Origin of the sequence: Paracoccus liaowanqingii (genome assembly GCF_004683865.2) — a bacterium.
In the GTDB taxonomy this organism is placed as follows: Bacteria; Pseudomonadota; Alphaproteobacteria; order Rhodobacterales; family Rhodobacteraceae; genus Paracoccus; species Paracoccus liaowanqingii.
In genome coordinates this window covers 239040-260425 of record NZ_CP040763.1, presented here as the reverse complement: position 1 = coordinate 260425, position 21386 = coordinate 239040, and the positions used below count along the sequence as shown (strand labels likewise).

Here is a 21386-nt window from a genome sequence, read left to right as displayed (position 1 = left end):
GCGCATCCGGTCGGATGCCCTGTTGGCCTAGGGCGGTCACGGGCAGAAGGATGGCCCTCAGGGTCTTGGGTCGTCAGGCTGTCCACGTCCATGACACCCATGTCGAGCTTCCGTAATGGCGGCTTTCAAACAGCTGGCGCCTGCAAATGTTCCCGGCATGGACGCCGGTCCGAACAGACAGGCCAGGCGCGACGTGGCGACCGGGCGGATCCGCCCGGTGCCGCGGAACAAAGGCCCGACCCGCTGGTTCGGACCGCCGGTGACCTGTCTTAAGCGCGGTCACCCGGCGGGGGCAGTCGCCCGTGTCGGCACCTGCGTCTCAGCGATGGAGAACCGCATGTTTCCTATGGACAGCACGCCTCGATACCCCGCCCGCACCGACACGCTCGCCCCCCTCTGCGCACCCGCCCTGCTGACGGCCATCGCGGGCGTCGAGGGCCAGATCCGCGCCGCGCTGCAGTCTTCCGCTCAGGCGCGCAGCTTCCGCTTCCGCAGCCCGCCGAGGGACAGGGCGCCCGCAGAGGTCGTCCATGTCGACATGCGGTCCGATCCGGGCGCCGCGCACCCGCGACAGGGCCGGAGGTGAGATGATGAAACGGCGCATGATGCTTGGCCTGGCCCTGACGGCGGCCCTCCCCTCGGCGGCCTTGGCAAGCCGGGTCCGTCCGGCGCCCCTCGAGGTGCTGGACACGTACCTTGCCAATCCGGTGCCCGACAGCCGGGCGCAGGTCGCGGGACAGCCGCTGCTGCTGCGACGGGTCCATGACTGGAATTTCGACCCCGCGGCGGTCGCCGTGGAGACCGAGGAGGGCCAGCGCCTCGGCTATCTGCCGCCCCGGCAGGCGGAGGTGCTGTCGCGGCTGCTGGATCACGGCGCCCGGACCTCGGCCCGCGTCACCGGGCCCGGGCGGATCCAGGTCCTTCTGCACCTGTGACGCAAGGGTGCCGCCCGGCCTCGGGGCGGCACCCTGACCGTGTCGCGCCGGCATGGCCTGCCAGCCGGTCCGGACGTGGAGCGTACTGCCCTGCCGCTTTACCGCCGCGAGCGTTCCCGTCTGGATCGCGGCGTAGTCCGGTAACGGCCGCAGGGCGGCGGTGCCTCTGTCGACAGCTGGTCCGGATCGGGTGCACCCGGCGGGAACATTCGCGGCCCGTGACGGTTTGCAGGCCCTTTTCCCGAAAGGTGCCTGTCATGATCCCACCGCGACACCATGCGCTTCTGGACGCGATCTCCGTGCTGGCCCTGATCGCTCTGCCGAAGCTTGTCGGGGGCGTCCGGCCCCATGTGCGGCGGCGCTTCTATGCGGCGGGCGCGGCGGTCGCGGGCTACAGCCTGCTCACGCGCTATCACCCGGATCAGGACAGGCCCCTCGGCATGAGGGCGCACCGCCTGATCGACGCCGCGCAGGGGGCGGGCTTCTGCATGGCGTCGATGACGGTCCCGGACCCGCGGCTGCGGGCGGGAATGCAGGCCTATGGCGCCTTCTCGGTCGCGGTGGCGGCGCTGAGCGATGATCGCGATCGCCGGATCGGGGCGCAGATCCCCGTGGCCCGCACCGCCCTGACCGGGCAGCGGACGGGGGCCCTGACGGCGATCGGCGCGGACATCGCCTGCCTGGGGCTGGGGATCGTCAACGTGGTCTTTCTGGGCCGGCCCGATGCCGGGGACCGGGGCTGGATCCTGCTGGATGCGGGCCTGCCCGGCACCGCGTCGCGCATCGCCGCCGCGGCTGCCGCGCGCTTCGGCCCCCATGCGCGGCCTGCGGCCATCGTCATGACCCACGGCCATTTCGACCATGTCGGCGCGTTGCAGGAGCTGGCCGACCGGTGGGATGCGCCGGTCTACGCCCATCCGGACGAGCTGCCCTATCTGGACGGCACGCGCAGCTACCCGCCCCCCGATCCCGGCGTGGGGGGCATGATGGCCCGGCTGTCGCCCCTCTATCCGCGCAGGCCCGTCGATCTGGGCGCGCGCCTGCGGCCCCTGGCCCAGGATGGCGGCATTCCCCGTCTGGCGGACTGGGAATGGATCCACAGCCCGGGCCACACGCCGGGCCATGTCGCGCTGTGGCGGGCGCGCGACCGGACCCTGCTGTCGGGCGATGCCATCATCACCACGCGACAGGAGGGGGCCTATGCCGCGCTCGTCCAGCCGCCCGAACTGCACGGCCCGCCCGCCTATTTCACGTCCGACTGGCCCGCGGCGGCGGCCTCGGTCCGCCGCCTCGCCCGGCTGCGGCCCGAGACGCTGGTACCGCTGCACGGTCGGCCGCTAGGCGGTCCGCAGATGCGCGAGGCGCTGGACAGGCTCGCCCGCGAGTTCGAACAGGTGGCCATGCCCCCGGAGGCCGCGCAGTCCCTTGCAGGGGCCAGCCGCGGCCACCTGCGATGATGGGGCGGAAGGATCGCCCGCCCCGTCACCCGCTGCATTGCGTTGCCCCCGCGTCCGGTGCAGTCTGACCCCTACCGCCGCAACCCCGGAGATCGCCATGGCATCGCGCGCAGTCTGGAAGGGTCAGCTGCGCCTGTCCCTTGTCGCCATCCCGGTGGAACTGCATCCCGCGACCAGATCGGGAGCGCGGGTGTCGTTCCGGCAGATCCACGGACCCTCCGGCAAGCCGGTGCGCTATCAGAAGACCGTGGCGGGGCTGGGTCCGGTCAAGGCCGAGGACATCCTGAAGGGCTACGAGGTCGAGGGCGGCGACTATCTGCTGCTGGACCCCGAAGAGATCGACGCGATCAAGCTGGACACCAAGAAGACGCTGGAGCTGGTGCAGTTCGTCGACCAGTCCGAGATCCCGCCGCTGTACTACAACAAGCCCTATTACGTCGTGCCCACCGACGATCTGGCCGAGGATGCCTATCGCGTCGTCCGCGACGCGCTGCGGGCCGAGAGGAAGACCGCGCTTGGCCAGCTGACCATGCGGGGCCGCGAATATCTCTGCGCGATCCGTCCCTGCGGCGACGGGCTGCTGCTGGAGACGCTGCGCTACGAGGACGAGATCCGCGAGGCCGAGCCGCTGTTCGCCTCGATCGAGGACGGCGCCAGCGACGCGGACCTGCTGGAGGTGGCCACGCAGCTGATCCGGCGCAAGTCATCGCCGTTCGACGCGGAGGCGTTCAGGGACCACTATGACAAGGCCCTGCGCGACCTGATCGCGGCCAAGCGCAAGAACCGCAAGACCCCGCGCGCCAGGGCGGGCGACGAGGACGATGCGCGCCCCTCGGGCGGGAACGTGGTGGATCTGATGTCGGCGCTGAAGGACAGCCTGAAGAAGGACGGCGGCAAGCCCAAGGCGGCGGCGAAGAAGCCCGCCCGCAAGCCCCGCGCCAAGCCGAAATCCGCCTGATGTCGGGCCTTGGCCCCTATCTGGACAAGCGCGACTTCGGCGCCACGCCCGAGCCGTCCGACGATGGCACGCCCTCGCGCCTTGGGCTGCGCTATTCCATGCAGAACCACGACGCCACGCGGCTGCACTGGGATCTGCGGCTGGAATGGGGCGGCGTGCTGCTGTCCTGGGCGGTGACGCGGGGGCCGTCGCTGGACCCCGGCGACAAGCGGCTGGCGGTGCGGACCGAGGATCATCCCCTGTCCTACCTGACCTTCGAGGGGCTGATCCCCAAGGGCCATTACGGCGCGGGCACCGTCATGCTGTGGGATCTGGGCTGGTGGCAGCCCTTGGAGCCCGCCGCGCGGGGCCTGTCCAAGGGGCACCTGAAGTTCCGCCTGCACGGCCAGAGGATGACCGGCGACTGGAACCTGATCCGCATGAAGGGGCGCAAGGCGTCGGACGCCAAGCGCGAGAACTGGCTGCTGGTCAAGATCGACGACGAGGCCGCGCATCAGCGCGACCCCGTGGCGCACCACAGGACCAGCGTGGCCTCGGGGCGGACCTTCGCGGCGATCCGGGCCGGCAAGCCCGCCGCCCTGCCCGCGCATCCGGGCGCCCTGCCCGGCCACCAGCCGGTCCAGCTGGCCACGCTGACCGACGACCTGGCCGACGCCGGTGCCCATTGGCACGAGCTGAAGCTGGACGGCTATCGCGCGCAGGTGGCCCTGGGCCAGGGCGGGCCGCGCATCCTCACGCGCGGGGGCCATGACTGGACCGACCGCTTCGCCGACCTGCTGCCCGCCCTGCGCGATCTGCCCTGCAAGGCCGCCCTTCTGGACGGAGAGATCGTCGCGGGCGGCGGCCTGCAGGGCTTCGGCACCCTGCAGGATGCGATCAAGGCGGGCGGGCCGTTCCGCTATGTCGCCTTCGACCTGTTGCATCTGGACGGGCGCGACCTGACCGCCCTGCCCCTCTCCAAGCGGCGCAAGGCGCTGGAAAAGCTGCTGCGCCCCCTGCCGCCGATGGGCGCGGTGACCCTGTCGCCGATCATCCACGGCCAAGCCGACGAGGCCTTCGCGATGATCTGCGGCGTGGGCGGCGAGGGGGTGATCGCCAAGCGCGTGGATGCCCCCTATCGCGGCGGGCGCAGCCGCGACTGGCTCAAGATCAAGTGCCGCCGGCGGGGCGAGTTCCTGATCGTCGGCTGGCAGGCCAGCGACCGCCGGGGGCGGCCCTTCGCCTCGCTGGCCGTGGCGGACCGGCAGGGGGACGCGCTGGCCTATCTGGGCAAGGTCGGCACCGGCTTCGATGCCGAGGCGATGGCCGATCTGGCCCGCCGCATGGCGCCGCTGGTGCGCAAGGCCGCCCCCGTGGAGGTCCCGCGCCGCGAGGCGGCGGGCGTGACCTGGATCGCGCCCGAGCTGCGCATCGAGGTCGATTATGCCGAGACGACCGCCCAAGGCCGCCTGCGCCATGCCGTCTTCCTGGGCCTGCGCGCCGACCCGCCGTCCGAGCCCTGCCCCCCGGTGCAGGCCCAAAAGGACCGCCCCATCACCGCCGGGATCGCGATCAGCAGCGCCAACCGGGTGATCTTCGACAAGCCCCGCCTGACCAAGGCCGGGCTGGCCGACTACTACGCCGCCGCGGCCCCCCTGATGCTGCCCGAACTGGCCGACCGCCCCCTGTCCCTGCTGCGCCTGCCCGAGGGCATGGCGGGCGAGCGGTTCTTCCAGAAGCACCCCGGCAAGGGCTTTCCCGATGCGCTGAGGATCCAGCAGATCGCGGACAGCGCGGGCGAGACCAGCCCCCATGCCTATGCCACTGATGCGGCGGGGATCGTCGGCGCGGTGCAGATGGGCACGGTCGAGTTCCACATCTGGGGCGCGCGGCGCGACCGGCTGGACCGGCCCGACCGCCTGGTCTTCGACCTGGACCCCGACGAGGGGCTGGGCTTCGCCGCCACCCGCCGCGCCGCGCTGGACCTGCGCGACAGGCTGGAGGCTCTGGGTCTGGCGTCATGGGCGATGCTGTCGGGCGGCAAGGGCATCCACATCGTCGTGCCGCTGCGCCGCCATGCCGGGTGGGACACCGTGCGGCTGTTCAGCCGGGGCGTCGCCCTGCTGGCGGCGCAGTCCGAACCCAAGCGCTTCACCGCCGAGATGTCCAAGGCCCGCCGCAAGGGCCGCATCTTCATCGACTGGCTGCGCAACGAACGCGGCGCCACCGCCATCGCCCCCTTCTCGGTCCGCGCCCGCCCCGGCGCCCCGGTCGCCTGCCCGGTCAGCTGGGACGAGCTGGCGCGGATCCGCAAGGCCTCGGCCTTCTCGACCGAGGCCGCGCTGGACCGGGGTTGGGCCGACACCGCCCCGCCCGACCCGCAGGGGCTGACGGCGCGCGTGATAGAGGCGCTGGAGGATGCGCTGACGCGGGGGGCTGAGGCGATCCGGCCCGCCTTTCGGACGTGCCATGGAAAGGGAACGCCCCGGCATCACCCTTCGCCCGGCAGGGTGGTGTCGTCGGGGCCTTGGACCTGCCGCCCGTCGCAGCCTGCCACCTTGGTGCGCACGAAGATGTCACGACGCCTGCGGTGGCTTGCAGCAGAATGCATCAGAGGCGGAATCTGCGGTTGCCCTCGTGCCGGATAAGCGGGCTTGGCGAACCGGCAGACCCCTCAATGCGCCTGATGGATTTGTCTGCGCTATTTAGGCTTGATCGGGGTCTGATTTGCAGACAGTGTAAATTGATCTGTTCACAATCGCCGATCCGCACCCTCCTCCCCCAACGCGAAAGTCCCCTGCCATGCCCAGCACGTGCCACGGCTGCAAGGACGGGACAGCCTTCGCGCTGCCCTTCTCCATGGCCTTCCAGCCGATCGTCGATGTCGGCGCCTCGCGCATCTTCGCGCATGAGGCGCTGGTGCGCGGCCCGAATGCGGAGGGCGCCCAGAGCGTGCTGTCGCAGGTGACCGAGGCGAACCGCTATGCCTTCGACCAGCAGTGCCGCTCCAAGGCGATCGAGCTGGCGGCGGGGCTGAACCTGACCGACGGCTCGGCCCTGCTGTCGATCAACTTCATGCCCAACGCGGTCTACGAGCCGCGCGCCTGCATCCGCCAGACCCTGATCGCCGCCGAGCGCTTCGGCCTGCCCCCGAGCGGATCATCTTCGAGTTCACCGAATCCGAACAGCTGGACACGGCCCATGTGCTGAACATCCTGCACACCTATCGCGGCATCGGCTTCAAGACCGCGATCGACGATTTCGGCGCGGGCTACGCCAATCTGGGGCTGCTGTCCGAATTCCAGCCCGACATCGTCAAGCTGGACATGGCACTGATCCGGGGCATCGACCACGATCCAGTGCGCCGCGCCATCGTCACGAACCTCGTCGGGCTGTTTCGCGACCTCGACATCACCGTCATCTGCGAGGGCATCGAGACCCCGGCCGAGTTCGACGTGCTGCGCGATCTGGGCGTCGACCTGCTGCAGGGCTTCCTGCTGTCGCGCCCGGTCTTCGAGGGCTTCGGCGACCCTTTCCCCGCCTGACCGGCCCTTGCGCTGCCGGTCAGCCGGCCACCTCGCGCGGCGTACATTAGTGCTGTTCAGCAGCCGGGACCGCCGTCGGCGTGAGGGGGCGTGGGCGGGGATCCGGACTTCAAGCTCGTCGCCTAACGGCCCGAGGCCTGATCTAGGACGCGCCCGGAACGGCAAGCCGCACAGGGCAGCGGGCCGTCGCGAGACCCAGAAGATTGGTGACGTCACCACCAGCAGCGTCCCTGCGCACCATGAAATACTTTGGTCGAACTGACTTGGGGAGACTGCAGGAACATCAGCTTCAAACGTGCGACGAGACGGAGGCGCGCGGCATGAGGGTTCATCTCCATACCACCGCCTCTTTCAAGCAAGCCTATAAAGATTCTTGATTGATAACTGCGCCCACCCTGGAGATTATTCCTGACCCCAAATCATGCGGCAGCATGATCGGGGGCCGTGAAGGGATCAGTCGCTTCCCTCCGGAAGCGGACTGCACAGATGCTCTGGCGCCATCAAGCGGTTGAATGTCTGGCTGAAAATTTCGCCGATCTTGGCATTGCACCCCTCGGAGGAGCACTTCTCGTTTCCTTGGTAGGCGTGCAGCAGAAACATGACAAGGCAATCGTCAATTATCGTCATCTTGTGAGCTTTCATATTCCAGAACAGTTCTTATGAAAAATTCACCATCAATGACCGCAGGAAAATGCAATTAGCACGTTCCCGTTACCGCTCAAGCCTCATACAAGCAGAGTGTGACGCTTTTATGTGTTACCTTACGGAAATTGTCGAGTTATTGGGCAGGCGGCCGTCAAGTGCTTGTCCGGCAGAACATAGAGCCGGACGCGCGGCCCCCTCCTTTTGCCGTGCCGGCGGTGCCTTGGCCCTCTGATGCCCCGCAGCTTTGACCAGCGGGCGCAACCTAAGTCACCGCAGATGGTATTCGCGCTCGTTGACATGACGTCGACGAGCGAAGGCAGCGATCATCATCCACCAAAATGCGCGGATCAGAACCGTGTCAATGGGTTCTATGCGCACTGGTTGAGACGCACCGGGTCGCCCGACCAAGTCATTTTGCAACTCTCTGTTCAGGATGAAAACGTGAGTTCCGGACACGCCATCGGTGCCCGGAACCCAAGACGAAAGACACGCTCAAAGATCAGCGGCGGCTTCCGATCAGGAAGCCGCCGCTCTTGTCATTCCAATTCCAGCTTGGCCTTCAAGGCATCGATCCGCTTGGAGGCTTCGGCCTTGCTGATGGCGTCGTCGAAGGCATCCGGCTCGTGCGCCTGTTCACTCAGGGTCTTCAGGTAGGACGCCTGCGCGCCGGTCATCGGATCGTCTCCGCTGACCCAGCTTTCCGGGTCCTTCTCGGCATTGTCGACGGGATTGGATTTCGGGTTTGTATCGTCCATGGGAACTGCCTTTCATGAGATTGCATAATGAACTCGGACAAGGCGTTCCGGTTCCGTTCCCGGCCATTCGGGGCACAGGCAGTGAAGTCGCACCCGTCCCCAAGGTCGCATCGCAACGAGGCAGTCAAGCGGGGAAGCGGGGAAGCGGCCGGGACTGATTTCCGATCCTCGCAACTCTAGGACTGCCTCACCCGTGTCAGCCCGCGCGCGATCCTCTGTTCCCGGCTTGCACCGTCGAGCGTTCATGCCTGAACACGGATCTGCGCTGCCTCCGGTCAGTCGTAAGTCCGGACGGCAGCGTCAAGGCCGGGACCACCATCGGGGAGGTCAGCAGCACTGCCGCCCCCCGAAGAATCCTCATCCCTTCACGGCAGCCAGACCTCGATCGTTCCGTCCCTGGGCGAGGGGCGGAAGAAGGTGAAGTCGGACACGGTCGCTCGTCCGCCGCCGCCGACCAGATCGCTGATCGTGCCCGTCACCTCGCGATCGGCCGCGTGGAAATAGCGGATGCTCTGACGGTCGACGGCATAGCGGACCGGACGGGTCTCGACCTCGGCGGTCCCCACGGCGCGCAGAAGGCGCACCAGCTCCTCGGACCGCGCGTAGCCGCGGCCCTCGGGGTAATGGATCACGACCCGCGCCTGAGCCAGGGTGCGGGAAAACCCCGGCGCGACGGTCTGGGGAAGGGTCTGCGGAACCGGGGCGACCGGCGAGCTTGGCGGAGCGGCGGCCACCGGTGCGCTTGGCGGCGGTGCAACCGGGACCGGAGCCGGGGCCGCCGGCGCGGGCCGGGGGGCCGGGGCGGGTTCGGGGGCAAGTTCGGGGGCCGGCGCGGGTTCGGGCGCCGGTGCCGCGGCCTGGCCCGGCAGCGGAGGCAGATGCCGCCAGATGTCCTGCGCGTCCGGAAGCCCCCCCTGCTGGGCGCCCGCCTGCGTCGCGACCAGGCAGGCGATCAGGGACAGCGCCCCGAGACGGGCCTTCAGATGGCTGCAGCGATGCGTCATGGCGCGGGCCTTCTTTCGATGCGCGGCGATCCGGCAGACCCGATCTTCCGCGACGATGGATGGGGAAGTGCCAGATCCATAACGGTCTGGGCCCATGTGTCACGTCAAGTTTAGTTCATTCCTGCAAGGCGGCAGAAACTTGCCGACGTTCGGTGGGGGGCGCGGCTTCGAAAGGGTGCGGAAAGACCTGTGCCGCCGCGCGGTCGGGGAACCGCTTTGCCCAAGTGGCCCTGCGATCCGGCCCGGATGGATTTCCCGCAATCGCGATGCCTGCGCAGTCCTTGCCGCTTCAGGACGTCATCCCGGCGCCACCCGGACAGATCGGGACGACCTATGTCGGCTCCCTGAACCTGTAGCCGACACCGGCTTCGGTGAAGATGTAGCGCGGGTTGCCGGCGTCGTCGCCGATCTTGGCCCGCAGCTGCCGGATGAAGACGCGCAGGTACTGGCTGTCCTCCAGGTGAGCGGGACCCCAGACATGGGCCAGGGCCATTCCCTGCGTCACCAGCCGGCCGGCATGGGACGCCAGAAGCCAGAGCAGGTCGAACTCCTTGCGGGTCAGATGGACAGCCACACCGGCCTTCAGGACGCTGCGATTGCCCGCATCGATGACCAGATCCGCGACGCGCAGGACGGCGCCTTGGGGCGCGGCGGCGGACCGGTCGCGCAGAAGGCTGCGCAGCCGGGCCAGCAGCTCGCCGATGCTGAAGGGCTTGGTCACGTAATCCTGCGCGCCGGCGTCCAGAAGCGCCACCTTTTCGGTTTCGCTTGCGCGCACGGACAGCACCAGCACCGGCACCTGCGACCAGTCGCGCAGCCGTTCCAGCACGGCCCGCCCGTCCATGTCGGGAAGGCCCAGATCCAGGATCACCGCCTCGGGCGTGGTCAGGGCGGCGGCCTCGATCCCGGCACGGCCCGAGGCGGCCTCGGTCACGTGATGGCCCTCGGCCTCCAGCGCGACGCGCAGGAAGCGGCGGATCGGGGCCTCGTCGTCGATGATCAGGATGCGGGCAGAGGGCGTGGTCATGAGGGCAGGTCCGGCGCCGACAGGGGCAGGGTCAGGGTGATGCGCGTCCCGCGGCCGTCGGCCTTGGCCGCATGGGCCGCGATCCGCCCGCCATGAGCCTCGACGATGCCGCGCGCGATGGCAAGGCCAAGGCCGGTGCCGGCGCGCTGCCCGTCGCCTTCGGCCACGCGATAGAACATGTCGAAGACCTTCTCGCGCGCGGGGGCCGGAATGCCTGGACCGTCATCGCTGACCGACAGCTCGGCCCATCCGGCCCCGGCCCGCGCCGAGACATGGATCGCGCTGCCGTCGGGCGCATATTTGGCGGCATTGTCCAGAAGGTTCATGACCACCTGTTCGATCAGCAGCGGATCGACCGACACCGGGGGCAGGTCCTCCGGCACGCTGACCTCGACCCGATGATCGCGCAGCGCGCCGCGCAGGCGGTGGCGGGCGCTGCCGGCAATCTCTCTCAGATCCGCCGCGACACGCTTGGGCACCAGCGCGCCGTGGCCAAGCCGGGTCATGTCCAGCAGGTTCTGGATGTAGCGGTCCAGCCGCTCGCCCTCGTCCCGGATCGTCTCGGCCATGGTGCTGCGTGCGGGGACCGACAGCTCCAGCGTCGGGTCGGCCAAAGACGACGCGGCCCCGATGATCGAGACCAGCGGCGTGCGCAGGTCGTGGCTGACCGAGGAGAGCAGCGCCGCGCGCAGGCGTTCCGCCTCGGAGGTGACCAGCGCCTGTTCCAGATCGCCCTGAAGCGCGATGCGTTCCAGCGCCACCCCGATCTGGTCGGTCATCGCGTCCAGCAGGCGGCGGTCCATCGGGGCAAGGCTGCGCGCGTCGGGATAGGCGATGCCCACCACCGCCAGCCGTCGGTCCCCCTTGCCCACGGGCACGAACAGCCAGCGGCTGGCGGGCAAGGTGCCCGAGCCGCGCCCGGCCTCCTCGCCATGCGTCCAGGCATAATCGGCCGCCGAGGCGTCGCGCAGGTCCAGCGTCTCGCGTGCGGGTTCGGCGGCCTCGATCACCGGGCGGCCGGGGCGGCCGGGACGCATCAGCACCGTCTCGCAGCCCAGGGCGGCGCTGACATGGCTGGTGGCCGCGTCCAGCACCGCGACCGACGAGCCCGCCCCCGCGACCTGGCGCGCGAAATCATAGAGCAGGTTGGTGCGCATCGCGATGTCGCGCTGCGCCAAGGCACGGTCGCGCAGGCGCGCGGCCAGGTTGCCGGTCAGCACCGAGGCCACCAGGAACAGCACCAGCGTCATGATCTGGTCCTGCCGGATCACGAAGAACGTGTTGCGCGGATCGGTGAAGAAGAAGTTGTAGGTCAGGAAGCTGAGGAAGGACGCATAGAGCGACGGCCACAGCCCCTGCTGCACGGCCACCACGATGACCCCGGTCATGAAGATCAGCGACAGAGAGGTGACCGGAAAGATCCGGTCCGAGGCCAGGGCCAGCAGGCCCGCCGCGATGACCGTCAGCGTGGCCTTGCCATAGGCGCGCGGGTCGCGGTTCACCGACCAGACCCGGATCGGCGCGGGGCTGCGGCCCCGGTCGGGGTCCGAGACGACCGTCACCTCGAAATCCCGGCCCTGGGCGGTGACGGCGCGGGCGACATCCTCGCGGCCGATGCGGCGCAACCACGGCCGGGGGCGGGCGCGGCCCAGAAGGATGCGGCTGACATTGCGCCGCCGGGCATAGTCCAGGATCTCGTCGGTGACCGGTCCCGCGGCATGCAGGGTGGCGACCTCGGCGCCCAACCGGTCCGCCAGGCGCAGGGCCTGCGCCAGGGCGTCGTGATCCGCTTCGGGCAGCCCCGCGGACCCGGTCGACGTGACCGTCACCGCGATCCAGTCCACCCGCGCGCGATCCGCCATCCGCTTGGCGGTGCTGACCAGGGTGCGCGACACCGGGCTTTCGGTCAGCGCGACCAGGATACGCTCCTGCGCGGGCCACGGCCCTCCGATGGCGTGGGCGCGCATGTGCTCCTGCAACTGCGCATCCACCCGGTCGGCGGCGGCCCGCATGGCCATCTCGCGCAGAGCGGTCAGGTTGCCCTTGGAAAAGAAGTTCTGCACCGCCCGCGCGATCTGATCCTGGACATAGACCTTGCCCGCGCGCAGCCGCGCGATCAGCTCTTCGGTCGGCAGATCGACCAGCTCCACCTCATCGGCGCGGTCGAGCACGGCGTCGGGCACCGTCTCGCGCACGCGGACGCCCGAGATGCGCGCAACGCGGTCGTTCAGCGTCTCCAGATGCTGGACGTTCATCGTGGTCAGCACGTCGATGCCGGCGGCCAGCACCTCCTCGACATCCTGCCAGCGCTTGTCGTGGCGGCTGCCCGGGATGTTGCCGTGGGCCAGCTCGTCGATCAGGGCCAGCTGCGGACGCCGGGCCAGCAGCGCGTCCAGATCCATCTCGTGCAGGATGCGGTCGCGATAGAACTGCGCCCGCTTGGGCAGAAGGTCCAGACCCTGCAGCAGGGCCTCGGTCTCGGCGCGGCCATGCGTCTCGACCACGGCCGCCACCACGTCCGCACCATCGGCGTGCAGCCGGCGGGCGGCCTCCAGCATGGCGAATGTCTTGCCGACGCCGGGGGCGGCGCCGAGGAAAATCTTCAGCCGCCCGCGCCCCTCGCGTCTGGCCTGCGCCAGCAGCGCGTCGGGTTCGGGGCGCAGGTCGGTCAGCGTCATGGGTCAGCCTTCGGTTGCCGGGCCAGTGGCGGCCTGCGGCAGGGCCGCGTCAAGGGCCAGATTGACCAGCAGCACGTTCACGCGCGCCTCTCCGAACAGGCCCAGCCAGCGCGGCTCAAGCTGCGCGTCGATCAGCGCCCGGACCTCGGCCACCGGGACGCCGCGCGCCGCGGCGATCCGTTGTGCCTGAGCGAGGGCGTTCTGGGGCGAGACATGGGGGTCGAGGCCACTGGCCGAGGCGGTGACGGCATCGACGGGCACGGCGTCCGTGCCGTTCTCCGCCCGGTAGGCGGTGGCGCGTGCGGTCTGTTCGGCCAGCATCGGGGCGCTGGTCGGACCCAGGTTGGAGGCCCCCGCCGCCGCCGCGTCGTACTCGACCGCCCAGGGGCGCGGGTGCAGATAGCCGGGCGCGGCAAAGGCCTGACCCACCAGCTCGGATCCGACGATCTGGCCGTCGCGGGTGATCAGGCTGGCATTGGCCTGTGCGGGCATCAGCGCCTGGCCCAGCCCGGTCATGGCCAGCGGATAGGCCAGAGCCCGGTCAGCCCGATCATCAGGCCAAGGGTGACAAGGGCGGGACGGATATGGTCTTGCATGGGGTTCCTCTTACACCAGGCCCAGGGCGGTCACGGCCATGTCGATGACCTTGATGCCCAGAAAGGGAACGATCAGGCCGCCGAGGCCATAGATCGTCAGGTTGCGCCGCAGCAGCGCGGCAGCGCTGGAGGGCGCGTATTTCACCCCCCGCAGCGCCAGCGGGGTCAGCGCTAGGATGACCAGCGCGTTGAAGATCACCGCCGACAGGATCGCGCTGGAGGCGCTTTCCAGTCCCATCACGTTCAGCACCGCCAGCCCGGGATAGGCCGCGATGAACAGCGCGGGCAGGATGGCGAAATACTTGGCCACGTCATTGGCGATGCTGAAGGTTGTCAGCGCGCCCCGGCTGATCAGCAGCTGCTTGCCGACCAGCACGACCTCGATCAGCTTGGTCGGGTCGCTGTCCAGATCGATCAGGTTCGCGGCCTCCTTGGCCGCCGAGGTGCCCGAGTTCATCGCCACCCCGACATCGGCCTGCGCCAGCGCGGGCGCGTCGTTCGAACCGTCCCCGCACATGGCGACCAGCTGGCCCTTGGCCTGCTCGGCGCGGATCAGCGCCAGCTTGGCCTCGGGCGTGGCTTCGGCCAGGAAATCATCGACGCCTGCCTCGGCGGCGATGGCGGCGGCGGTCAGGGGGTTGTCGCCGGTGATCATCACCGTGCGGATGCCCATGGCGCGCAGCTCGGCAAAGCGGTCGCGCACGCCGGGCTTGATGATGTCCTTGAGATGCACCGCCCCCATGATGCGGGTGCCTTGCGACACCAGTAGCGGCGTGCCGCCCGAGCGCGCGATCTGATCGACGGATGCCGCAAGGCCTGCATCCATCGCGGCCCCGGTCTGGCGCAAAATAGCATCGACCGATCCCTTGCGCAGTTGAGTGCCATCGATCAGGTCCGCGCCCGACAACCGGGTCTGGGCGGAAAACGCGATGGCCTCCGCCACATCCGCCATGGCGGCATCCGCGCCGGGCCGCTTGCGGGCCAGCTCGACGATGGACTTGCCCTCGGGCGTGTCGTCGGCGCGGCTGGCGGCCAGGGCGGCGCGGGCCAGATCGGCGTCGCTGACGCCCTGCGCCTGGATCAGCGCATCGGCCATGCGGTTGCCGAAGGTGATGGTGCCGGTCTTGTCCAGCAGCAGCACGTCCACGTCGCCCGCGGCCTCGACCGCCCTGCCCGACTTGGCGACCACATTGGCGCGGGCCAGCCGGTCCATGCCGGCGATGCCGATCGCCGACAGAAGCCCGCCGATGGTGGTGGGGATCAGCGTCACGAACAGCGCCGCCAGGAAGACCACCGGGATCGAGGTGCCGGAATAGCGGGCGAAGGGCTCCAGCGTGACCACGACCAGCAGGAAGATCAGCGTCAGTCCCGCCAGCAGGATGTTCAGCGCGATCTCGTTCGGGGTCTTTGCACGTTCGGCGCCCTCGACCAGCGCGATCATGCGGTCGAGAAAGCTGCGCCCCGGCTCGGCGGTGACGCGCAGTACCAGCCAGTCGGACACGATCCGCGTGCCGCCGGTGACCGAGCTGAAATCGCCACCGGATTCGCGGATCACCGGCGCGCTTTCCCCGGTGATGGCGCTTTCATCAACGGACGCGACGCCCTGGACCACGTCCGCATCCGCCGGGATGATGTCGCCCGCCACCACCAGCAGGATCTGGCCCTGCTTCAACGTGGCGGACGAGACCATCGTGGCGCTGTCATGCGCGCTGTCGGGGCTGGCCAGCACGCGGACCATGGTGTCGGTCTTGGTGGCGCGCAGGCTGTCGGCGCGGGCGCGGCCCCGCCCCTCGGCCGAGGCCTCGGCGAAGTTCGAGATGAGGACCGCGGCCCACAGCCAGACGGCGATCTGCACGGCCGCCCCGGCGCCCGGCACGCCGGTCGCCAGATCGCGCAGGCCCAGGAGGGTGACCATCGCCGCCACCACGGCGGTGGCGAAGATCACCGGATTGCGCAGCAGCGCGCGGGGCGCCAGCTTGGCCAGCGCCTGTCGCGCCGCCGCCGGGGCCAGCGCCGTCATCGACGGCACGGGAAGGGATTGCTTGGACATGGGAAAGCCTTCAGAAACGTTGCCCGCCCAGCATCGACACATGCTCGGCGATGGGGCTCAGGACCAGGGCCGGAAAGAAGGTCAGCGCGCCCAGGATCAGCACGGTGAGGGTCAGCAGCAGCACGAACAGCGGGCCATGCGTGGGAAACGTGCCCGCCGTGGCCTGCGCCGGGGTCTTGGCCGACAGCGCGCCCGCCACCGCCAGCATCGGGATGATGATCGCATAGCGGCCCAGCAGCATGGCGATGCCCTGCAGCGTGGTGTGGAACGGCGCCGCCGCCCCGTAGCCGCCAAAGGCCGAGCCGTTGTTGCCGGTGGCGGAACTGTAGGCATAGAGGATCTCGGACAGGCCATGCGGACCGGCGTCCTGCACCGCGCTCAATGCCGAGGGCACCGTGGCGGCCAATGCGCCGAAGACCAGGATGCCCACCGGCATCGACAGGAAAGCCAGCACGGCCAGCGTGACCTCGCGCCCCTCGATCTTCTTGCCCAGGTATTCGGGCGTGCGCCCGACCATCAGCCCGGCCAGGAACACCGCCAGCACCACATACAGCAGCATGCCGTAGAACCCCGCGCCGGCGCCGCCGAAGATGACCTCGCCCACCTGCATGTTCAGCATCATGACCAGCCCGGAGATCGGCATGAAGCTGTCATGCATCGCATTGACCGACCCGTTCGAGGCCGCCGTCGTCGCCTGCGCCCAGAGCGCGGAAAGGGTGGCGCCGAAGCGGACCTCCTTGCCCTCCAGGTTGGGGCCGGTGATGCCGGTGGCCTCGGTCAGCAGCGGGTTGCCCGCCTGTTCGGGGGCGTGGATCAGCAGCAAGCCCGCGACGAACAGTACGCCCATCGTGGCAAAGATCGCCCAGCCCTGGCGGCGGTCGCCGACCATGCGGCCGAAGAGGAAACAGAACGCCACCGGGATCAGCAGGATATAGACCGTCTGGATCATGTTCGACAGGATCGTCGGATTCTCCAGCGGGTGGGCCGAGGTGACGCCGAAGAACCCGCCGCCATTGGTGCCCAGCTGCTTGATGGCGATCTGGCTGGCGGCGGGGCCCTGCGCGATGACCTGTTGTGCGCCCTCCAGCGTGGTGGCGCGCACAAAGGCGCCAAGCGATTGCGGCACGCCCTGCCAGATCAGCACCACGGCCGCCAGGATCGACAGCGGCAGCAGCACATAGAGGACGGCGCGGGTCAGATCGACCCAGAAATGGCCCAGCTTGCCGGTGCCCGTGGCGACAAAGCCGCGGATCACCGCGACGGCCACGGCCATGCCGGTGGCGGCCGAGACGAAGTTCTGCACCGTCAGCCCAACCATCTGGGCCAGATAGCTCAGCTGCACCTCGCCGGAATAGGCCTGCCAGTTGGTGTTGGTGACGAAGCTGACCGCCGTGTTGAAGGCCAGATCGGGCGACATCGGGCCGATCCCCTCGAGGTTGCCCGGAAGCATCCCCTGCAGCCGCAGCACGGCATAGAGGAACAGGAAGCCCGCAAGGTTGAAGACCAGCACGGCCATGGCATAGCCCGTCCAGCCCTGGACCCGATCCGGGCCGGTGCCGGCGGCGGCCAGGACGGCGCGCTCGAGCGGCGCGATGGCCGGGCTCGACCAGACGCGCTGGCCGGTGAAGACCCGGTGCATGTAGCCCGCCAGCAGCCAGGCCAGACCCACCGTCACCGCGCCGTAGAGGGCGAAGACCAGATAATCGGGTGACATCCCTGCCCCCGATCAGAAACGGTCAGGGCGCATCAGCGCCGTGACGAGGTAGCCGAAAAGCCCCGCTGCCACGGCAAGGCCGATGATCAGATCGAACATCGCGGCCCCCGTCACATGCGGGCCAGCGCGTGGATCCCGGCCATGAAGGCCAGGAAGCCACCCGCGCCAAGCGTCAGATAGATGATGTCGGACATGGGAAACCACGTGATGAGTGTCGTTGGCCGACAGTCATCACGGGGCCGCGTGAGGATGCTATGCAGCATCCCGGTCGGACGCGTAAAGGACGCGTAAGGATCAGGCGCGGCGCGACGGCGCCCATGCGCGTGGCCCAGGCAAAGGGTCCAGGGCGCGGACCGAAGGCGGCTGCCACCGCCTCGGTCCGCCGAGGATCCCCGCGACCGGTTACTCGGCGTTCAGGAACTCCTCCACCTCCAGCAGGATGATCTCGTTGTCATCGGCCCGGCCCTGCTCGCGCCCGACGGAGAAGGGATAGTTGTTGTCGTTGGCGACCACGATATGCGTGTCGTCGACCCGGTCCACGTTCTCGATGGTGACGAAGGGGAAGGTGAAGGTACCGTCGGCGGTGCCGCGGGGGGCGATGCCCTCGGGGTCCTCAATCTGCATCAGGTCGATATAGGCGATCTTCTCCAGCACATCGTTGTCGTCCATGCGCTCCAGATCGACCAGATAGATGCGCTTGAACGTGGCGGGGGTCTCGGCCCAGGCTTCGCGGGGATCGCCCTGGCCGCTGTCGCGCTCGATGATCAGGCCCCGGGTGCCGCCGATCAGGTTGAAATCCCCGATCGCGTGATCGGGGGCGTCGAGGGGATAGTAGCGGATCCTGTCGCTCCACGCGCCGGTTTCGGAGGAGACCTCGAAAAGCCGCAGCACCGGGACGCCGCCCACGGTCTCCCGCGCCTCGGCGGCAGGGTCCCAGACAGGCTTTTCCAGCAGCGGGTAGAGCGTCTCCCCATCCTCCGAGAGGGCCATTCCCTCGTAGCCGCCCGAGCGGAAGACGACGACCTCGTCGGCCGGGGCGGCTCCGGGGTCCGGCGCGATGGCGAAGGCATTGTCGGGCGACCGCATCAGGGTGCCGCCCGGCTCGGTGGCCACCACCTTCTGCACCTCGCCCTCTCCGTTCACCTGGATCAGCCAGGGGCCGAACTCGTCGCCCAGCCAGTAGCCATCGCCGACGGGCTGGATGGATTCCAGGTCGAAATCGGCGCCGGTCAGGAAGCGGCCGGGGGTGGCCTCGTTCATGATCGGGAAGGGCACCTTCTGATCTGGGTCCGACAGGCGGATCGTTCGCTCGATGGCGACGCGACCGGTCTCCCAGTCCGGCCGAACGATGTTGAACATCAGGATGACGTCGGAGGAATTGGCCTTGGTGCCGAAGCCGTTATCCGTCAGCACCAGAAAGCGCCCCTCATCAAGCGCGCGGATGCCCGAAAAGCCCTGCAGCGGCTGGCCCGGGAAGGGCAAGGCCAGGCCGTTGGCCGCCTGAACCTCCGAATAGAGGTCCGTGGCGCGGCCATCCGGGCCGGTGAACCGACCCGACAGGTTGTAATGCGGCGCGGCGCCCTCGGGTGCGGGCACGAATGTCGCGCCCGGCAGCTCGGCATGGGCGGCAAGCCGGGCGGGAAAGGCCTGCTGCGCCTGTGCCATGACAGGACCCAGAAGCGCCAGAAGCGCGGAGGAGGCGAGGGTGGTCTTCATCCCGAGATGTCCTTGTGCATCGACGCGGCAAATCGATCCGCAGCCGGGAACCCGTCTCTGCCCGATGTGTAACATGCACCGCACAGGTGGCAGAAACTTCGATGACGCCGAAGCTGCGCCCGGCCCGGGGGCGCTGCAAGACCTGCGAGGGCATCCGCACAGCACGTCGGCACAATCCGGCCTGCGTGTCAGGCCCCGCGTTTGCAGGCCCCGTCGCCGCTTCGGGCTGGGGATCGGGCCCGGACCTCACCTCCATTTCTGAACTGACACGTTTATGTCGCGAAACGGGCGTACCACGCCCCTGACCAAGGAAATCCCAGGGACCAGACATGACCGACATCCGCCAAAGCCAAGTTTTCCGGACCTCCAAGCTGGAGGAGGCCGACGGGCCGGGTCTCAACCCGACGGCCAATCCGACCATGGGCGACATCATCGCGGCCCGCTTTTCGCGACGCGGCTTCCTGCGGGGCTCGATGGCCTCGGCGGCGATCGCCGCGACCGTCTCGCCCGTCGCGCTGTTTGCCGCGGGTGAAGCCCGGGCGCAAACGGCCTCGGTCTTCAACTTTCCCGAGGTCGAGGCCGGGGTCGATGCCGATCACCACGTGGCCGAGGGCTATGACGCCGACATCCTGCTGCGTTGGGGCGACAAGATCTTTGCCGACGCCCCCGATTTCGACCCGCTGAGCCAGACCGAAGCCGCCCAGGAACGCCAGTTCGGCTACAACAACGACTTCGTGGGCTTCATTCCCCTGGAGGGGACGGCCGATCGCGGCCTGCTGGTGGTGAACCACGAATACACCAACGAGCACCTGATGTTCCCGGGGATCGTCACCATGCAGAACGGCGAGATGGCCGTGGCGGATGCGACCGAGGATCGGGCCAATATCGAAATGGCGGCCCATGGCGGGACCATCATCGAACTGGTGCGCGACGGCGGCAAATGGCGCCCCGTCACGGATGGCGCACTGAACCGCCGCATCACCGCCAAGACCGAGATGCAGCTGACCGGTCCCGCCGCCGGCCACGACCGCATGAAGACTGCGGATGACACGACCGGCACGAAGGTCTTCGGCACGATCAACAACTGCGCGGGTGGCGTGACCCCGTGGGGCACCTACATCATGGCCGAGGAAAACATCCACGGCTATTTCCTGGGCGAACTGCCCGCCGACCATCCCGAAGCCGCGAATTACGAGCGTCTCGGCGTCCCCGGGGCCTCCTATCAGTGGGGCAACTTCCACAAACGCTTCAATGTCGGCCAGGAACCCAACGAGCCCAACCGCTTTGGCTGGGTGGTCGAGGTGGATGTCATGGACCCCAATTCGGTCCCCAAGAAGCGCACCGCGCTTGGCCGCTTCAAGCACGAGGGCGCCGAGAGCGTGGTGGCCGCGCATGGCCGGATCGTCTTCTATCTGGGCGATGACGAGCGCTTCGACTATGTCTACAAGTTCGTCACCGCGGGCACCTACGACCCCGACGACCGCGCCGCCAACATGGATCTGCTGGACGAGGGCACGCTCTATGTCGCCCGCTTCGACGAGGACGGGTCCATGCAATGGCTTCCGCTGGTTCACGGCGAGGGTCCGCTGACCGCCGAGAACGGCTTTGCCAGCCAGGCCGACGTGCTGATCGAGACGCGCCGCGCGGCCGACCTGCTGGAGGCCACGCCGATGGACCGCCCCGAAGACATCCAGCCCAACCCCCTGACCGGGCGCGCCTATGTGATGCTGACCAACAACACGCGCCGCGAGGAGGCGAATGCCGCCAATCCGCGCGTGGAGAACGCCTTCGGGCACATCATCGAGATCCTGGAGACGGATGGCGACTTCACGGCGACCGACGGGACCTGGGAGATCCTGCTGCAATGCGGCGACCCCTCGGTGGCCGAGGTCGGCGCGACCTTCTCTACGGAAACGACCAGGAACGGCTGGTTCGGAATGCCGGACAATGCCGCGATCGACGCCGATGGCCGTCTCTGGGTCTCGACGGACGGCAATTCGATGGCCGATACCGGCCGCACCGATGGGCTGTGGGCGGTCGATACGGATGGCGACGCACGCGGCACCTCGCGCCTGTTCTACCGGGTTCCGGTGGGTGCCGAGCTGTGCGGGCCCTGCCCGACCGAGGACATGACGACCTTCTTCGTCGCCGTCCAGCATCCAGGCGACGGCGGCGATGACTGGGAGGGTCATGGGCGCGTCTCCTACTACGAGGATCTGTCCACCCGCTGGCCGGACTTCGAGGACGCGATGCCCGTCCGTCCGGCAGTCGTCGCCATCACCCGTCAGGGCGGCGGTCGTATCGGCTGAGAAAGGTCCATCGCGCCA

General features: G+C 68.9%; 15 protein-coding genes and 2 pseudogenes. 8 read left to right on the top strand and 9 right to left on the bottom strand.

From position 1 onward, the window contains the following. The first annotated feature begins 337 nt into the window (after nucleotides 1-337). The 7 genes and pseudogenes from E4191_RS23945 (at nucleotide 338) to E4191_RS23940 (ending at nucleotide 7537) form a co-directional block, all read left to right on the top strand. Complete coding sequence (locus tag E4191_RS23945) at nucleotides 338-586, top strand: ferritin family protein (protein WP_176562836.1); 249 nt, start codon at nucleotides 338-340, stop codon at nucleotides 584-586. Nucleotide 587: 1 nt separating this feature from the next. Continuing rightward, nucleotides 588-935 carry an HIRAN domain-containing protein gene (locus tag E4191_RS20930; protein ID WP_176562835.1) on the top strand — a complete coding sequence of 116 codons (348 nt, stop codon included), beginning with the start codon at nucleotides 588-590 and terminating at the stop codon, nucleotides 933-935. Nucleotides 936-1528: 593 nt separating this feature from the next. Further along, nucleotides 1529-2392, top strand: a complete 864-nt coding sequence (locus E4191_RS20925) for an MBL fold metallo-hydrolase (protein WP_407947099.1) — start codon at nucleotides 1529-1531, stop codon at nucleotides 2390-2392. 97 nt (nucleotides 2393-2489) lie between these two features. Continuing rightward, nucleotides 2490-3350 carry a non-homologous end joining protein Ku gene (gene ku / locus E4191_RS20920; protein ID WP_139616269.1) on the top strand — a complete coding sequence of 287 codons (861 nt, stop codon included), beginning with the start codon at nucleotides 2490-2492 and terminating at the stop codon, nucleotides 3348-3350. Further along, the gene (gene ligD / locus E4191_RS20915) at nucleotides 3350-5977 is read left to right on the top strand and encodes a DNA ligase D (RefSeq protein ID WP_139616268.1); all 2628 of its coding nucleotides are present in this window, start codon (nucleotides 3350-3352) and stop codon (nucleotides 5975-5977) included. Before ku ends, ligD begins: the two co-directional genes overlap by 1 nt. Nucleotides 5978-6131: 154 nt before the next feature. Continuing rightward, nucleotides 6132-6874, top strand: a pseudogene (locus E4191_RS20910) (EAL domain-containing protein). Nucleotides 6875-7360: 486 nt separating this feature from the next. Beyond that, entirely contained in the window at nucleotides 7361-7537 is a 177-nt protein-coding gene (locus E4191_RS23940) for a hypothetical protein (protein ID WP_176562834.1), read from the top strand. 518 nt (nucleotides 7538-8055) lie between these two features. Here E4191_RS23940 and E4191_RS20905 read toward each other — a convergent pair. From E4191_RS20905 to E4191_RS20865, 9 genes and pseudogenes are all read right to left on the bottom strand, one after another. Beyond that, a complete protein-coding gene (locus E4191_RS20905) occupies nucleotides 8056-8274 on the bottom strand; it encodes a DUF3072 domain-containing protein (protein ID WP_135818854.1) in 219 nt (72 codons plus the stop codon). 365 nt (nucleotides 8275-8639) lie between these two features. Continuing rightward, nucleotides 8640-9278 carry a hypothetical protein gene (locus E4191_RS20900; protein ID WP_139616267.1) on the bottom strand — a complete coding sequence of 213 codons (639 nt, stop codon included), beginning with the start codon at nucleotides 9276-9278 and terminating at the stop codon, nucleotides 8640-8642. Between the two features lie 331 nt (nucleotides 9279-9609). Continuing rightward, nucleotides 9610-10305 carry a response regulator gene (locus tag E4191_RS20895; RefSeq protein WP_139616266.1) on the bottom strand — a complete coding sequence of 232 codons (696 nt, stop codon included), beginning with the start codon at nucleotides 10303-10305 and terminating at the stop codon, nucleotides 9610-9612. After that, nucleotides 10302-12983, bottom strand: coding sequence for a sensor histidine kinase (locus E4191_RS20890; RefSeq protein ID WP_139616265.1), 2682 nt, complete (start codon nucleotides 12981-12983; stop codon nucleotides 10302-10304). Before E4191_RS20890 ends, E4191_RS20895 begins: the two co-directional genes overlap by 4 nt. A 3-nt stretch (nucleotides 12984-12986) precedes the next feature. Next, nucleotides 12987-13579: pseudogene (kdpC, locus tag E4191_RS20885) on the bottom strand (potassium-transporting ATPase subunit KdpC). 10 nt (nucleotides 13580-13589) lie between these two features. Continuing rightward, nucleotides 13590-15629, bottom strand: coding sequence for a potassium-transporting ATPase subunit KdpB (gene kdpB, locus E4191_RS20880; protein ID WP_139616264.1), 2040 nt, complete (start codon nucleotides 15627-15629; stop codon nucleotides 13590-13592). 10 nt (nucleotides 15630-15639) lie between these two features. Beyond that, entirely contained in the window at nucleotides 15640-17343 is a 1704-nt protein-coding gene (gene kdpA / locus E4191_RS20875; RefSeq protein WP_139616263.1) for a potassium-transporting ATPase subunit KdpA, read from the bottom strand. Nucleotides 17344-17355: 12 nt separating this feature from the next. After that, a complete protein-coding gene (kdpF, locus tag E4191_RS24945; RefSeq protein WP_136887562.1) occupies nucleotides 17356-17442 on the bottom strand; it encodes a K(+)-transporting ATPase subunit F in 87 nt (28 codons plus the stop codon). 303 nt (nucleotides 17443-17745) lie between these two features. After that, nucleotides 17746-19059 (bottom strand): esterase-like activity of phytase family protein, encoded by a 1314-nt coding sequence (locus E4191_RS20865; protein WP_139616262.1) that lies wholly within the window; start codon nucleotides 19057-19059, stop codon nucleotides 17746-17748. Between the two features lie 329 nt (nucleotides 19060-19388). Here E4191_RS20865 and E4191_RS20860 point away from each other — a divergent pair, with 329 nt between their 5' ends. Further along, on the top strand, nucleotides 19389-21368 hold the full coding sequence (locus E4191_RS20860; protein WP_139616261.1) for a PhoX family protein: 1980 nt from the start codon (nucleotides 19389-19391) through the stop codon (nucleotides 21366-21368). Nucleotides 21369-21386: the final 18 nt, after the last annotated feature.

Bases quoted from the DNA above. Each gene is read 5' to 3' on its own strand.
- E4191_RS23945 (WP_176562836.1), top strand. From the start codon at position 338: ATGTTTCCTATGGACAGCACGCCTCGATACCCCGCCCGCACCGACACG.
- E4191_RS20930 (WP_176562835.1), top strand. From the start codon at position 588: ATGATGAAACGGCGCATGATGCTTGGCCTGGCCCTGACGGCGGCCCTC.
- ku (WP_139616269.1), top strand. From the start codon at position 2,490: ATGGCATCGCGCGCAGTCTGGAAGGGTCAGCTGCGCCTGTCCCTTGTC.
- ligD (WP_139616268.1), top strand. From the start codon at position 3,350: ATGTCGGGCCTTGGCCCCTATCTGGACAAGCGCGACTTCGGCGCCACG.
- E4191_RS23940 (WP_176562834.1), top strand. From the start codon at position 7,361: ATGCTCTGGCGCCATCAAGCGGTTGAATGTCTGGCTGAAAATTTCGCC.
- E4191_RS20905 (WP_135818854.1), bottom strand. From the start codon at position 8,274: ATGGACGATACAAACCCGAAATCCAATCCCGTCGACAATGCCGAGAAG.
- E4191_RS20900 (WP_139616267.1), bottom strand. From the start codon at position 9,278: ATGACGCATCGCTGCAGCCATCTGAAGGCCCGTCTCGGGGCGCTGTCC.
- E4191_RS20895 (WP_139616266.1), bottom strand. From the start codon at position 10,305: ATGACCACGCCCTCTGCCCGCATCCTGATCATCGACGACGAGGCCCCG.
- E4191_RS20890 (WP_139616265.1), bottom strand. From the start codon at position 12,983: ATGACGCTGACCGACCTGCGCCCCGAACCCGACGCGCTGCTGGCGCAG.
- kdpB (WP_139616264.1), bottom strand. From the start codon at position 15,629: ATGTCCAAGCAATCCCTTCCCGTGCCGTCGATGACGGCGCTGGCCCCG.
- kdpA (WP_139616263.1), bottom strand. From the start codon at position 17,343: ATGTCACCCGATTATCTGGTCTTCGCCCTCTACGGCGCGGTGACGGTG.
- kdpF (WP_136887562.1), bottom strand. From the start codon at position 17,442: ATGTTCGATCTGATCATCGGCCTTGCCGTGGCAGCGGGGCTTTTCGGC.
- E4191_RS20865 (WP_139616262.1), bottom strand. From the start codon at position 19,059: ATGAAGACCACCCTCGCCTCCTCCGCGCTTCTGGCGCTTCTGGGTCCT.
- E4191_RS20860 (WP_139616261.1), top strand. From the start codon at position 19,389: ATGACCGACATCCGCCAAAGCCAAGTTTTCCGGACCTCCAAGCTGGAG.